The sequence below is a fragment of the Terriglobus albidus genome (genome assembly GCF_025685425.1).
GTDB classification, from domain to species: domain Bacteria; phylum Acidobacteriota; class Terriglobia; order Terriglobales; family Acidobacteriaceae; genus Terriglobus; species Terriglobus albidus.
The window spans coordinates 130,743-143,852 of sequence record NZ_JAGTAS010000049.1; the positions used below are offsets into that span (position 1 = coordinate 130,743).

At 58.5% G+C, this 13,110-nt stretch carries 14 protein-coding genes; 7 read left to right on the forward strand and 7 right to left on the reverse strand.

All coding sequences use genetic code 11. The features are described 5' to 3' along the window. Positions 1-175 precede the first annotated feature (175 nt). Positions 176-1,033 (reverse strand): NmrA family NAD(P)-binding protein, encoded by an 858-nt coding sequence (locus tag OHL21_RS09435; protein WP_263417010.1) that lies wholly within the window; start codon positions 1,031-1,033, stop codon positions 176-178. 90 nt (positions 1,034-1,123) lie between these two features. Between OHL21_RS09435 and OHL21_RS09440 the strand changes: the two genes are divergently transcribed. Further along, positions 1,124-2,041 carry a LysR family transcriptional regulator gene (locus OHL21_RS09440; protein ID WP_263417011.1) on the forward strand — a complete coding sequence of 306 codons (918 nt, stop codon included), beginning with the start codon at positions 1,124-1,126 and terminating at the stop codon, positions 2,039-2,041. 645 nt (positions 2,042-2,686) lie between these two features. Here the strand turns inward: OHL21_RS09440 and OHL21_RS09445 are convergent. The 3 genes from OHL21_RS09445 to OHL21_RS09455 form a co-directional block, all read right to left on the reverse strand. Beyond that, positions 2,687-2,983: an HU family DNA-binding protein gene (locus OHL21_RS09445; RefSeq protein ID WP_263417012.1), complete on the reverse strand. Its 297-nt coding sequence runs from the start codon at positions 2,981-2,983 to the stop codon at positions 2,687-2,689. A gap of 312 nt (positions 2,984-3,295) precedes the next feature. Beyond that, positions 3,296-4,057, reverse strand: a complete 762-nt coding sequence (locus OHL21_RS09450; protein WP_263417013.1) for an anti-sigma factor — start codon at positions 4,055-4,057, stop codon at positions 3,296-3,298. Further along, the gene (locus tag OHL21_RS09455; protein ID WP_263417014.1) at positions 4,054-4,689 is read right to left on the reverse strand and encodes a sigma-70 family RNA polymerase sigma factor; all 636 of its coding nucleotides are present in this window, start codon (positions 4,687-4,689) and stop codon (positions 4,054-4,056) included. The genes OHL21_RS09450 and OHL21_RS09455 overlap by 4 nt, the downstream gene beginning before the upstream one ends. Positions 4,690-4,785: 96 nt before the next feature. On the opposite strand from OHL21_RS09455, the gene OHL21_RS09460 reads away from it, so the two are divergent. Then, positions 4,786-5,748: a metallophosphoesterase family protein gene (locus OHL21_RS09460; RefSeq protein WP_263417015.1), complete on the forward strand. Its 963-nt coding sequence runs from the start codon at positions 4,786-4,788 to the stop codon at positions 5,746-5,748. Beyond that, positions 5,745-6,509: a heme-binding domain-containing protein gene (locus OHL21_RS09465; RefSeq protein ID WP_263417016.1), complete on the forward strand. Its 765-nt coding sequence runs from the start codon at positions 5,745-5,747 to the stop codon at positions 6,507-6,509. Before OHL21_RS09460 ends, OHL21_RS09465 begins: the two co-directional genes overlap by 4 nt. Positions 6,510-6,655: 146 nt before the next feature. Here the strand turns inward: OHL21_RS09465 and OHL21_RS09470 are convergent, their stop codons facing one another. Both OHL21_RS09470 and OHL21_RS09475 read right to left on the reverse strand, forming a co-directional pair. Further along, entirely contained in the window at positions 6,656-7,354 is a 699-nt protein-coding gene (locus OHL21_RS09470) for a DUF2461 domain-containing protein (protein ID WP_263417017.1), read from the reverse strand. Positions 7,355-7,369: 15 nt separating this feature from the next. Then, positions 7,370-8,371 (reverse strand): zinc-binding alcohol dehydrogenase family protein, encoded by a 1,002-nt coding sequence (locus tag OHL21_RS09475; protein ID WP_263417018.1) that lies wholly within the window; start codon positions 8,369-8,371, stop codon positions 7,370-7,372. A 68-nt stretch (positions 8,372-8,439) separates the two neighbouring features. Here OHL21_RS09475 and trxC point away from each other — a divergent pair, with 68 nt between their 5' ends. The 4 genes from trxC to mnmE all read left to right on the forward strand — a co-directional run bounded on the left by trxC (position 8,440) and on the right by mnmE (position 11,960). After that, entirely contained in the window at positions 8,440-8,871 is a 432-nt protein-coding gene (gene trxC / locus OHL21_RS09480) for a thioredoxin TrxC (RefSeq protein WP_263417019.1), read from the forward strand. A 160-nt stretch (positions 8,872-9,031) separates the two neighbouring features. Then, on the forward strand, positions 9,032-9,520 hold the full coding sequence (locus tag OHL21_RS09485; RefSeq protein WP_263417020.1) for a hypothetical protein: 489 nt from the start codon (positions 9,032-9,034) through the stop codon (positions 9,518-9,520). Between the two features lie 156 nt (positions 9,521-9,676). Further along, the gene (locus tag OHL21_RS09490) at positions 9,677-10,624 is read left to right on the forward strand and encodes an SPFH domain-containing protein (protein ID WP_263417021.1); all 948 of its coding nucleotides are present in this window, start codon (positions 9,677-9,679) and stop codon (positions 10,622-10,624) included. Between the two features lie 7 nt (positions 10,625-10,631). Further along, positions 10,632-11,960 (forward strand): tRNA uridine-5-carboxymethylaminomethyl(34) synthesis GTPase MnmE, encoded by a 1,329-nt coding sequence (gene mnmE, locus OHL21_RS09495; RefSeq protein ID WP_263417022.1) that lies wholly within the window; start codon positions 10,632-10,634, stop codon positions 11,958-11,960. 572 nt (positions 11,961-12,532) lie between these two features. Here mnmE and OHL21_RS09500 read toward each other — a convergent pair. Next, entirely contained in the window at positions 12,533-13,021 is a 489-nt protein-coding gene (locus OHL21_RS09500; protein ID WP_263417023.1) for a Spy/CpxP family protein refolding chaperone, read from the reverse strand. Positions 13,022-13,110: the final 89 nt, after the last annotated feature.

The window sequence follows — 13,110 nt, forward strand, 5'->3', positions numbered from 1 at the left end:
TGAAAGTTAAAAGTTCAAGCGTTAAGACTGAGACGGGGTTGAGAAGTATGCCGGGCTTTTGCATAAGTACGATTCACGCGAAGCGCGATACCCCACGCTAGCCCAGCGAACAAGTTCGCCCGGGGCCCCACCCTTTCGCTACGCGAAAGAATGGGACAACGAGAGCATCGCCACTTCAGGCTTTCTTCTGAATGAGCTCGCGCAGAGCGGTTTCAAGAGAGGTTGTGCCGCGGCGGGGTGTGCCTTCGAAGCGGATCCAGCCTTCATTGAAGCCGTCGAGCATGCGCATGCGAGGCTCGGGATATTGCATGCCGGCGGCGCGGAACTCTGCCTCCCATGTGTCGCGGGGAATAGCTTGGGCGCGGACCTCGCGGTTGAAGAGGCGACCGAGCGTGGATGCGATCTCGTTCGGTGTGACGTCGGCTGGTCCGGTGAGTTCGACGGTCCCGGTTGTGCCGTCTCTCCCGGTAAGCAGGTTAGCGGCGGTAGCGGCGATATCGGCGACTGCAACCATGGGGACAGGCCTGTCGAGAGGATGCAGGTGTGAGGCGAGGATGCCTTTTTCGCGGGCTTCCGCAAGAAGCCACTGCGTGTTCTCGATGAACCAGGTGGGACGCAGGAAGATAATAGGGCGGTTAAGGGCGCGAAGCTCTTGTTCCCACTGATGAAGCTGGATGAGGAGGTTATCGCGATTGACCTGGCCGCCGATGGTTGAGAGTGCGACGACCCTCCCGGGCTTTGCAGCTTCCAACGCGGTGCGGATGGACTTTGTGGCCGCAGTTGATTCTGGATATCCGGGCGCCGGATCGAAGACTGGTGGAAGCATCACGAAGGCAGCTTCGGTATCGGCAAATGCGCGCGCTAGTGCTGCGGTATCGTCCGTGGATGCGATAGTGACCTCCGCACCGGCGTGTTTCCAAACTTCACCTTTTTCCGCGCTGCGAACGATAACGCGCACCTGTTTGCCTTCAGCTAACAGCTTGCGGGCAATCGCTCCACCTACCTGTCCCGTGACTCCCATGACTGCAATCATTTCTTTTCTCCTTCTCTGATCTGCAGATAGGACGCGGCAGTGCCCAGGGGTGATCCTGATATCCATGCATGGTAGTCATGACATACTGTCATGCATCCAATGAACTTCGATGAACGGACATTAAACGGAGTGGGCGTCCTGGCTGCGGTAGTACGCAGCGGAAGCTTCGCGGCGGCGGGAAAGACGCTGGGTATCTCGCAATCTGGAGTGAGCCGTGCAATCTCGCGACTGGAGCAGCGGGTCGGGATTCGGCTGCTGGAGCGCACTAGCCGATCTGTGACACTCACGGCAGAGGGCCGCCGTTTGCATGAGCAGATTCTTCCGCTGCTTGCGGGCCTGGAGGAAGCCGCTGCGTCGATCCAGAGCGATGGCGCGGAGATCTCCGGCAGATTACGGGTGAATGCAGATGCGCTGTTTACACAGTTACTGCTGGGTCCGCGGCTGCGAGAGTTTCTGGAACGGTATCCACGACTGACGCTGGAGCTGGATACCGGCGCACGTGCAAGAGACTTGGCAGGAGAGGGATACGATCTCGCAATCCGCTTCGGCGATCCGCCGGAGTCGAGCATGATCGCCCGCCGATTGTTGGACACACGTGTTCTGACGGTTGCCTCTCCGGCTTATCTGAAACGTCATGGACATCCGAAGAGTCCGGAAGAACTGCGCGAGGGACACATGCTGATCGACTATCGCGATCCCGAGAGCGGACAACCATTCGAATGGATCTTTCAACGAGGGCGGCGGCAGATCAGCATTGAGACACGCGGACGCCTGATGGTGAATGACGTAGTAACCATGCACGCGGCCTGTCTTTCGGGATATGGCATCGCGCAGGTGCTGGAGCTCGGAATGGAAAAACATCTGCATTCGGGGCGATTAGTGGAGCTGTTTCCGGATTGGCCGGAGGAGAGATTCCCGTTGTTTGCGCTGTATCCATCGAGGAAGCACTTGCCGCAGAGGACGAGAGTGTTTTTGGAATTTGTAGAAGCAGTTGCTGGAAACAGTTGAAAGTTAAAAGTTGAAAGTTGAAGACGTACGACATGGGTGAGGAGAAAGATTGCCACTCATCGAGGGAAGAAAACAGATGACATCCAATGCGGCCAACCAACCAGCAACCAGGGTGTATCGACAAATTCAGTTGATCTGACACAGCATGACTGAAACTGGTGGGAGCAGCGGGGTCCCCATCCAGCCTTGCTGGATGGGGTGTTCAGCGGGCTTCAGCCCGCTGATAAAGGCTTAAAAGTAGACGAGCTTTAGCCCTGGGCCTTCTCCGTCCGTGAGGAAAAAGCCCAGGGCTGAAGCCCATTTCTATATGGGCCGATAGACCGTGGGCTAAAAGCCCACGGCTCCCACCGATTCGAGCTTCGTTCGAACATCCCACCCATCGCGTTGCGATGGATGGGGCGCCCAGAGTATGGGCTATCTGGAATTTGTCGATACGTCTTAGCAACCAGCAACTGCAGTTAAAAGCCGAAGGCCAGGACTTGCGTCCTGGCCTTCGTGTTTCTGTTAGGTCCCGCCGCCGGTGCTCTCCCGCCCGTTTGCGCGGCGTTCTCCTCTCCGCGAAGAACGTTGGTCCGCGTTCCCAGTCGTGGCCTGCACGTCGGCTGCAAGAAATTGGACTGCCAGCCGAAGGGCGAGTTGCCAAAACTACTTCTTGGACGGAGCGATGACGTCCTTAGCGGCCTTAGCGACGCGGAACTTAACCACGGTCTTGGCCTTGATCTTGATGGTCTCGCCGGTCTGGGGGTTGCGGCCCAGACGAGCCTTGCGCTCAGCCTTCACCAGCTTACCGATGCCGGGGATCGTGAACTCGCCATTCTTCTTGGTCTCCTTGACCGCGGTCTCAGCCAGGAGGTCAAAGAAAGCGCCGACCTGCTTGTTCGTCAACTCAAGCTTCTCGGCCAGCGTGCGGATGAGGGCGGTCTTGGTCAGTCCCTTTGCCATTGTGTGTATCTCCTTAGTGCGTTCTACAGAATTCTGGTTGTCAGGATGCTTGCCCGATCCCACGCACCTTTTGGCAATCGCTAAATCGCCAGTGTTTACGCGGGTGGAAAGAACCTACCGCAACTCACACTGAGGCTTTGGCGAACGAAAGTCAAGGCCCAAACTTCAGTTTCCACAGGTTTTTTCCGTGTTTTTTCGGTTTTTGTCGCTTTTTGGGTACCAAAGGGCCAAAAAACGGCGATTTACCAGCGGATTTGGTTCACCGTCAGCGGTCTGCTCCGGCCAGAGATCTATGGTGAGAACGAGCGTGCGTCAGGACTGAACACGCGCCAATACAGTCAGCAGAGCACCGAGATCACCATCGCCTACATCACCAACGGCTGTCATCGTGAGTCCATTTGTAGTCGTCGAACGGAGGCGATAGCCATGTCGCTCGATCGACAGCGGTGCGAGGACATCTCGTCGCATGAAGAAGACAGAGACGTGGTGCTTCCGCGTCAGAAAAAGAAGCTGCGCTGCAGGCTCGCCGCCGATGTAGGTGAGATCCGCGCCTTGAAGCGTCGTCTCCGCCGGCAGCTCCGCAGGTTCCGGGAGATTGAAAGAATATGGCAGCTTGCCCTGAAACCAGGGTTTCACGGTGTGCTTGTCTGAGGAGAGAACCTGTGGGACAGAACTTTCCGGCAGCACAGCCAGATGCTGGTCAAAGAGCTCGGCGACTACGGGCGATAGAGCAGAGGGAATGGCAGGATGGAGCCCCCGCCATGAGATCAGAGAGACGGTAAGCAAGACCAGCGCCGCAAGCGCGGCCCAGGTATATGCGCGCATGGGAACGATGCGGGCGCCGGACGTGCGTCCCCGCGTTGTAGCTATGAGACGGTCTCGCATCTCCGGCGAGAGCGTGTAGCGCTGCGCTGCGCGCGCCGTTGCGGTTTTGAGCTGTGTGGCCGAGAGAACAGCGAGCGCGCAGGTGTGACACGCAGCAAGATGTTCCTGTGCGGCGGCAACCTCCTGTGCCGCGAGCTCATGATCGACCAGCGCGGCAATGGTCGTGGGAGTGAGGTGATCGGTGTTCATCGAGAACCTCCAAATCGCGGCTGCAAAAGTTTGCGTAGTGCCTGCCGGGCGCGGGCGAGACGCGACATGACGGTGCCGATGGGGATATCGAGGACGTCGGCGATCTCCTTGTACGAGAGCTCTTCCAGGTCGCAGAGCAGCAACACCTCCCGCTGCGGCGTTGAGAGTTGTGCTAACGCATCCTGCACCAGTGCAATGTTGTCGAGACGGATAAGCTCCTGCTCCGGCGTAAGGCCCGCGCTTGGCGGGTCGAAGGCATCTTCCTGATCTTCAAGAAATACCGTACGTGATTCCGCGATCGCTGTACGAGAGTTCAGAAAAGCATTGCGCTGAATGCGGAAGACCCATGCCTTGAAGTTAGTTCCGGGCTGAAAGCTGTCGAAGGCGCGCAACGCCTTGGACAGTGTCTCCTGCACAAGGTCTTCAGCTTCGGCCTCATCGCGACAGAGCCAGCGGGCATGGTTGTAGAGAGCGGCAAGCTGCGGCAGTGCGAGATCCTCAAATCCCACACGCGAGCGCCTGCCGAAGTCCATGGCGACGATGTTAGACGATCCCGCATTCGCCGACGAGTTCCCGCCCTTCGTGGAGGAAGGTGGAGGGGATCCACGAAGAAGGAAGGTCGCAGACGCCATCGCCTGTTAAACCGGTGAACCGCTTTTTTATTCCATCAGTGTCTTTCGCGGAATAATCCAGGCACTGCGCGGTTCTTTGCCACGGAGGGAAGAGCAATGGCAGAGAACAAAACGCAGGATGAGAACAAGGGAGCCGGTGACGGGATCGACCGTCGTCGATTTCTGGAGTGCATGGCATGGGCAGGAACAGGACTACTATGGACGATCGCCGGAGGCGTGCCGACGGCGAAGCTGCTGGCACAGGGAACAAAACAACGGATAACAGGGCACGAAGCCTTCTCGTTCGTACAGATCAGCGATTCGCATATCGGCTTCAACAAGGGGGCGAATCCAGATGTTACGGGCACGCTGCAAACTGCGATCGAGCGGGCAAAGATGCCGAGTGGAGCTGCGCCGGAGTTTTTGCTGCACACCGGCGATATCACACAGAACTCAAAGCCGGCGGAGTTCGACACTGCCGCTCAGATCGTGAAGGGCTTCGGGAAGGAGGTCTTTTACGTTCCGGGAGAGCATGACTTCATCGACGACGGTGAACAGTACAAGCAGCGCTTCGGCAAAGGGACACATGGCACCGGCTGGTACAGCTTTGATCACAAAGGCGTTCGCTTCCTTGGGCTGAACAACTGCGTTCAGGTCGATGCGATGGGCAACCTTGGCGCCGAGCAGCTTGCGTGGATGAAGGCAGAGCTGAGCGGACTGAGTGCATCGACGCCGATCGTCGTCTTCGCTCATATCCCGTTATGGATGGTGTACGAGCAATGGGGCTGGGGCACGAAAGACGGCGAGCAGGCGCTCGCTCTGTTGAAGCGCTTCGGATCGGTGACCGTGCTGAACGGACATATCCACCAGGTGGTGCAGAAGGTGGAAGGCAATGTGACCTTCCATACAGCACGCGCAACGGCCTTTCCTCAACCAGCGCCGGGATCAGCGCCGAATCCCGGACCGATGGTAGTGCCCGCAGGCAAGCTCCGCTCTGCTCTTGGCGTGACGCACGTCAAGGTCACGCGCGGGCAGAACCATCTCGCAGTCGTGGATCACGCGCTGACGGAGCAAGTATGAACGCGATGAAGCTTGCCGTGGGCGTGCTGCTGGGCAGCGCGGTCTCGATCGCGGCAGGAAGCTGGCATCCCTGGGGCGATCTGCATACTGTCCCTCCCTCAGACCGCAGCACCTTGCTGCAAGCGGCGGGCCTCCGGGTACAGGCACGTGAAGCGCTTGTCACCAAGTGCGCCGACTGTCACTCGGAGACGACGGCGTGGCCTGCCTATGCACGGTTTGCTCCGGGGAGCTGGCTGATTGAGCGTGACGTCGCGGAAGGGCGGCGTCACCTCGATCTCTCCCAATGGCAGCAGCTCTCGGCCGAGCGTCAGGAGGTACTGAAGCAGGAGATTGCGCAACAGGCAAAGCGAGGATCGATGCCGCCGATGCAGTATCGCTGGCTGCATCCGGGCGCGGCGCTGACGAAGGATGAGATTGCAGCGTTGACGAGTCTGCTGCCGGCGGACGCGGGTGGAAGCGGTGCGGGAGATGCAATGCGTGGTAAAGCGCTCTTCGAACGGCGATGCACGGGATGTCATGCGTTGGACAGCAATCGTGAGGGGCCGAGGTTGCGGGGTGTCTTTGGGCGCCAGGCGGGGAGTGCTGCGGGGTTTGTCTATTCATCAGCGTTGCGCGAACGGCATGTCGCGTGGGACAGTGCGGGACTGGAGCGGTGGCTGCGCGATCCGGACGAATTGGTGTCTGGAAACAATATGGATTTCAGTGTGCCGAAGAGTCAGGAGAGAGCGGATATTGTGGCGTTTTTGGCCTCACTGAAGTGAAGTACGTTGAAAGTTAAAAGTTGAAAGTTGAAGACGTACTGTATGGGTAAGCTGGGTCTCGTGCCTTCACCGAGTGAAGACAGCTCGCGCGTAGCGCGAATACCCCACGTCCCTAGGGGACCTGGGGCACCCGGGTTTGTGCAGCGTTAGAGGCCGAAGATTGGTTTGCGCTTCTGGGGTAGCAGGGGAGTGTTGATCAGCGTCACCAGAGGTGCGATGGCTTTGAAGCGCTTGATGATCTCTTTGCCGATGGCGGGTGTGAGCGCCGTATCCACCGGCAGCGTGACGGAGCGGCCCCACTGCTTGTTACGAATGAGATCGATCGCCGGGTGATCGGCTGGAAAGCCTTTCGGAGGGCGAGTAAGCGAGGTGGCTTCATCGTGGGGAAAGAGCTTTACCAGCGGCTTCGCCGTGTAGAGCTTGCGCATCTCTGCATGATGGTCGAGCAGGTATCGGCGCACAGCAAGCAATTGCTCTGGTTGCGGCATATAGCAGCCGGCGGCGATGAGTAGTTCTTTACCGGAGATGTGGAAGTAGAAGCCTGCGCCCGAGGTCTTTTCCAGGCCGGTGCGTACCCACCATGCGCCGATGTGCTCTTTGTAGGGTCGCTTGTCGTTGGAGAAGCGGGTATCGCGATAAATGCGGAAGAGGATCTTCTGCGGAGGACGCACGTGATCGGGAGCGAAGTCTTCCATGGCGTGCGTGATCTCAGAGATCAGCGCCAGCATGGGAGTCTTCAGCTCGCGCTCAAAGATCTCTTTGCGTGGTTGGAACCAGTCACGATCGTTGTTGCGTTTCAGGTCGCGCAGGAACTTCAGGGCTGCAGGGGTAAAGTGTGTTGCCATGGCGTGCTGTAAGGGTTACTCCCATCCACTGAGCACCAGCTTACCGCGCACCTTGCCGGTAGCGATGCGTTCGTGTGCAGAGCGCAGATTCGCGGAATTGATGATGCCGAGATGATCGCCGGCGGTGGTGCGGATGGCGCCGGAGTCGACCATGGTAGCGACCTGCTTGAGAAGCTCGCCCTGCTGCTCGATGTCCGCCGTCTGGAACATGGAGCGGGCGAACATGTACTCCCAGTGGAGCGAGGCCGCTTTGCGCTTCAGCAGCTTGACGTCGATGGATGCGGGATCGTCGATAAGCCCCAGATGACCCTGCGGAGCGAGCACCTCGGCGAGCTGCGGAAAGTGATCCTGCGTATTGGTGAGGCTGGCGATGAGGTCTGGCTGGCGGCCGTTGAGTTGGGGTGACAGCGGTTGGGAGTGGTCGATGACCTGGTGCGCTCCCAGTTGCTCGACCCATGCCTTCGTCTCGGGGCGGGAGGCGGTACCGATGATGTGCAGACCGGTTAACTGGCGGGCGAGCTGAACCAGAATCGAGCCGACTCCGCCTGCGGCGCCCACAATCAAAAGTGAGCGTGTGTCGTCCTTGCGTCCGGGAATGACACCTAGCCGGTCGAAGAGCAGCTCCCAGGCGGTGATAGCGGTAAGCGGAAGGGCGGCGGCATGGGCAAAATCCAGCGAGTTCGGCTTCCCGGCGGCGATACGCTCGTCGACGAGGTGGAGCTGGGCGTTGGTGCCCTGACGCAGCAACGTGCCCGAGTAAAAAACCTCGTCCCCAGGACGGAAGCCTTTGACCTCGGGACCGACCGCCTTCACCACGCCGGCGGCGTCGTAGCCAAGAACGCGGTAAGGCTGACCGTCAACGGGACCGGCATTCTGTCGGACCTTCATGTCGACCGGGTTGATTGAGATGGCTTTGACCTCAACCAGGAGGTCGCGGCCGGCAGCGACCGGGTCTGGGAGGGTGATGTCCTGCAGAACGTCGGGAGGTCCGGGCTGGGTATATCCAATGGCGCGCATCGTATCCTTTGAGACTCAGATGCCGATAAGGGGTCTGAAGCATCTGATTTATAGATCGAGGTTAGATCATGATTCACACATGCCACCATTGCGGGCAGAAGAATCGGATTCCGGTCAGGCATCTGGCAGACATTGGCCGATGTGGCAAGTGCAAGGCTCCGCTGCCGCCGGTGTCGAAGCCGATCAATGTGGATGCGACGGAATTCGATGACATCGTGCAGCAGTCTCCAGTACCCGTGCTGGTGGACTTCTGGGCAGACTGGTGCGGTCCGTGCCGCATGGCAGCGCCATATGTGGCTGAGGTGGCCAGCGCCATGGCGGGAGAGGCTGTGGTGCTGAAAGTCGATACCGAGGCCAATCCGCAGTTGAGTGCGCGTTACCAGGTGCGCGGGATTCCAAACTTTATCGTCTTCCGCAATGGACGGGTCGTAGCGCAGCAGGCCGGTGTAGTGCCGGCAGAGCAGATGATGCAGTGGATCAGAACAGCGAAGAACAGTTGAAAGTTAAAAGTTGAAAGTGAAGACGTACGGCATGGGTTGGCAAGGGAGTCTTGCCTGCCCTATTTGCCAGTTGCCAGTTGCCGTTAAGTTGGCCCTGGCGGTGGAGCTGGAGGTTATCTGGAAGGTTGTTGGAAATTTGGAGGGTTGACGGAGTAAGAATATGGGCATGCGTTCTGCGCTGGTTGGTTTGGTCGCCTGTCTTCTTTCTGCCTGTGCCTGGGCGCAGGATGTGTGCCGGCAGATTGGCGCCGACGATTGCCGCGATTCCATTGCCTTTCTGCATGAGTTCCGGGCGGCGCTGGAAAAGAACGATAAAGTGGCGGTTGCCTTGATGCTGGACTACCCGGTGCGGGCGACTGTGAAGGGTAAGTCGAAGCTGGTCTCGCGGCAGGGATTGCTGGAACACTTTGACGAGATCTTCGATCCGGTGACGCGGTGCGCCATTCTGAAGTCGGAGGATAAGGACCTCTTCCACAACTGGCAGGGGTACATGATCGCTGACGGCCGCATCTGGTGGGACAAGCGGGCGCCGAAGGGGACACCGAAGGTCAAGCTGGCCGATGAGGAGTTCGTGCGGCTGCTTCCATTCCATGTCATCACCATCAATAACGGTGGACCGACGACGGTGGCAGCCTGCGGCGGAAAATAGAAAGAGACCGTCCTTCGACAAGTGTCGGTAGAGAAGCAGATTTCTCGCTCCCTTTCGGTCGACCGCCTCAACGAGCAAGCTCGCTGGGGACCCCGGGGAGCTACGAAATGACAAACAAAAAATCTGAGGTATTCTCAAGACCGCTGAGGTTCTCCTATGGACACTGCTGCCACCTTTCTGCTCTTTCTCGCCTTTGTGATTGGCATTGTGCTGCTGGTCACGATTCTCAAAACGCTGTACACGGTCCGCACCTATTCCGCGGGTGTGGTGGAACGCTTTGGTAAGTTTCATCGCATTACCAAGCCCGGCCTGCATCTCCTGATTCCATATGCCGAGCGGGTCTTCTTTGTGGACCTGCAGGTACAGCAGGCGCAGTTCTCGGTTGAGACCAAGACACGCGATAACGTCTTCGTGCAGATTCCGGTAAGCGTGCAGTACCAGGTGCTGGAAGAGCGCATCTTTGACGCCTTTTACAAGCTCAGCAAACCACAGAAGCAGATCGAGTCATTCGTCTTTAACTCCATCCTCGGACACGTGCCTAAGCTCACGTTAGATGAGACCTTCGAGCAGCAGAGCGGTATCTCGGTGGCGGTAAAGAGCGAGCTCGACTCGATCATGAAAGAGTTTGGCTTCAACATTCTGACTGCGCTAGTCACCGATATCGTTCCGGATGTGAAGGTAAAGACGGCGATGAACGATATCAACGCCGCACAGCGTTCCCAGGTGGCGGCACAGGCTCGCGGCGAGGCGGAGAAGGTGCTGAAGGTGAAGCAGGCCGAGGCAGAGGCGCAGTCGAAGGCCCTGCAGGGCCAGGGCATTGCGGCTGAGCGGCAGGCGATTATTGACGGTCTGCGCAGCTCCATTGAACACTTCCGTGAAGCGGTTCCGGGGACAACCGCCGAAGACGTCATGGCGCTGGTACTGGTGACACAATATTTCGACACGCTGAAGGATATTGGCCTGCGCAGCGGAACGAATACGCTGTTCCTGCCGAACAATCCCGGTGCGGCCAACGACTTCCTGCAGCAGATCGTTGCGGGACTGCGCGCGGGCCGTACCCCGGACATCAGCGGCGCGACCAACGCGGCACAACCGACCAAGTAGGGATTTCGTGGAACAGGAGACAATTGTCGCTATCGCCACACCGCCGGGACGCGGCGGCATCGGCGTCGTACGCATCAGCGGCCCCCAAGCACGCAGCATCGCCGAGCCGATGCTGCATCTGCGTGCGCCGATGGAAGCGGGACGCGCCCGCTTTGGCGATCTGCTGGACGAGGATGGCAGCAAACTCGACGAGGTAGTCACAACCTACTTTGCAGGCCCTCACTCGTACACCAGCGATGATGTGGTGGAGATTGCGGCGCATGGGTCGCCGCTGGTGCTGGAGATGATCCTCCGTAGAGCGACCGCAGCCGGTGCACGGCTGGCGCGGCCCGGAGAGTTTACCGAGCGAGCCTTCCTTTCAGGACGTCTGGACCTTACGCAGGCCGAGGCAGTGCGTGACCTGATCGAAGCACAGACGCTGCACCAGGCGCGTGTCGCCGCACAGCAGCTTGGTGGAGCGCTGGCGGAACAGGTGCGTCCGGTGAAGGATGCTCTGGTGAAACTGATCGCCACGCTGGAGGCGGGCATCGACTTCGCCGAAGACGATGTCGATGTCATGCCGCAGCAGGCAATCCTCGATGCGCTGAAGGACGTACGCGCGCCTCTGGTCGAGTTGGCGGCAAGCTATACGCAGGGACGCCTGGTGCGCGAAGGTGTAACCATGGCGATTGTAGGCAGGCCCAACGCGGGGAAGAGTTCGCTCTTCAATCGCCTGGTAGAGCGCGAGCGTGCCATCGTAACGGCGGCCGAGGGAACGACGCGCGACCTGGTGACGGAGCGCGTCTCTCTGGGCGGCATTCCAGTCGAATTGGTAGATACAGCAGGCATTCGCGAGAGCAGAGACGAGGCCGAAAGCATCGGCATTCGCAAGACACGCGAGGCGATGGCCGATGCCGATCTGGTGCTTCTGGTTCTCGATGCGACACAGGCGATCAGCGACGAAGAACGTGCCTGGATGGAAGAGCTGCAGCAGCGCGAGGCGGTGGTGGTGTGGAACAAGATCGATATTGCCACGACGGCGGGAGAAGGGATCGAAGTCTCAGCCCTGACCGGCGAGGGCATTGGAGATCTGCGCGATCTATTACTGGCGAAACTGAAGGCCGGCGCGGTCACCAGTGAGACTGCGATGCTCACCAATCTGCGGCAGCAGCAGGCGGTGCAACAGGCGATTGATGGCCTGGATGCTGCAATCACCGCTGTAGACGCCGGGATTCCGCATGAGATGGTGCTGCTGGATATCTATGGCGCGTTGCGTGGGCTGGACGAGCTAACCGGAGCCACGACAGCGGATGATGTGTTGAATTTGATCTTTTCGAGCTTCTGTATTGGCAAGTGAGGGGAGCGCCTGCGGCGCTCGTTGAAAGTTGAAAGTTGAAGACGTACGGCATTGGTCGATTGAATGCTGTGCCTCGCTACACTTCTTAAAAGCAGATCCCTACTTGCCACAAACAGCAAAGCTGGTCGGGGATTCCGTTGCGGGATGACAAATTCTCCTAGAGCTGTTCTCCATCATCTATAGAGCAGCCAAAGGGAGTCTGAACCAAGCAGTTTGTCATTTGGTGTGATGGAAGGGAGGATCTGGGTTCTTGCAAAAGAAACAAGCTCTATGCCCCAAGAAAACCGCTCTGAAGCCGGTGGAGACGCGTTCTATACCAGCCTGCGGCAAAAGCCCAGGTTTTCGTGCTACACCAAAGTCCGCTTCTGTTTTGCTTAAGGGCACGGCTTCAGCCGTGCCATATAAAGTTGGCAAGACACGCGGCTTTAGCCGCTGAGGTCATGGTTCGGTACCTCAGCGGCTAAAGCCGCATATCTTCTGAGCTCAGTACGGGACGGCTGAAGCCGTCCCCTTAACCAAGGCATTCGCGCCAAAGGCGCGAACTAGAGAGCAATTCATTCGTGCACCTGTATCTATCGATACGGTCTATCGTCGCTGCTGCCGATCCTGTCGGCAAAACGATCCAGATGTGCGCTCCACTTCTTCTCGAGTTCTTCCGCTTTGATGCGCTGTTCCGGAGTGAGAATCTCAGAATAGACCCTGGATTTGAAATGCTGCTTCTCCAACAGGAGCTTGGTTATCGTCGTGCCCTGACGAGAAGCAATCGCCTGAATCTGGGCATCGTCCGCGCTTCGTGTTGTTGCCGCGTCCATCTCTTTGCTCTCTGAAGCCAGCTCTTTGACCAACGATGCAACAGTTGGCCTCTCCGATTGCCAGAGTGTCTGGATCTGGGCTTTCTGCGGGTCACTCAAATGCAGCTCATGGCTGAGATAGCCCAAAGGGCCATGAAAGCCCCACTCTCTTCCGCGCCATCCGTGATGTCTCCAACTATCGGCGCGGGCGATACCGAAGATCGACAGCAGCACCAGGAACACCAGGCTCGACCAAACCACAATTCTCATAGGAAGACCTCTCTTCATTTCACTTTTGAGTTTCATGGCGCCTCTGTAACGTGACAAGCAGCGCCACCACCAATCAGAGCATTTTCCCT

Bases quoted from the DNA above. Each gene is read 5' to 3' on its own strand.
- OHL21_RS09435 (WP_263417010.1), bottom strand. From the start codon at position 1,033: ATGATTGCAGTCATGGGAGTCACGGGACAGGTAGGTGGAGCGATTGCC.
- OHL21_RS09440 (WP_263417011.1), top strand. From the start codon at position 1,124: ATGCATCCAATGAACTTCGATGAACGGACATTAAACGGAGTGGGCGTC.
- OHL21_RS09445 (WP_263417012.1), bottom strand. From the start codon at position 2,983: ATGGCAAAGGGACTGACCAAGACCGCCCTCATCCGCACGCTGGCCGAG.
- OHL21_RS09450 (WP_263417013.1), bottom strand. From the start codon at position 4,057: ATGAACACCGATCACCTCACTCCCACGACCATTGCCGCGCTGGTCGAT.
- OHL21_RS09455 (WP_263417014.1), bottom strand. From the start codon at position 4,689: ATGGCGTCTGCGACCTTCCTTCTTCGTGGATCCCCTCCACCTTCCTCC.
- OHL21_RS09460 (WP_263417015.1), top strand. From the start codon at position 4,786: ATGGCAGAGAACAAAACGCAGGATGAGAACAAGGGAGCCGGTGACGGG.
- OHL21_RS09465 (WP_263417016.1), top strand. From the start codon at position 5,745: ATGAACGCGATGAAGCTTGCCGTGGGCGTGCTGCTGGGCAGCGCGGTC.
- OHL21_RS09470 (WP_263417017.1), bottom strand. From the start codon at position 7,354: ATGGCAACACACTTTACCCCTGCAGCCCTGAAGTTCCTGCGCGACCTG.
- OHL21_RS09475 (WP_263417018.1), bottom strand. From the start codon at position 8,371: ATGCGCGCCATTGGATATACCCAGCCCGGACCTCCCGACGTTCTGCAG.
- trxC (WP_263417019.1), top strand. From the start codon at position 8,440: ATGATTCACACATGCCACCATTGCGGGCAGAAGAATCGGATTCCGGTC.
- OHL21_RS09485 (WP_263417020.1), top strand. From the start codon at position 9,032: ATGGGCATGCGTTCTGCGCTGGTTGGTTTGGTCGCCTGTCTTCTTTCT.
- OHL21_RS09490 (WP_263417021.1), top strand. From the start codon at position 9,677: ATGGACACTGCTGCCACCTTTCTGCTCTTTCTCGCCTTTGTGATTGGC.
- OHL21_RS09500 (WP_263417023.1), bottom strand. From the start codon at position 13,021: ATGAGAATTGTGGTTTGGTCGAGCCTGGTGTTCCTGGTGCTGCTGTCG.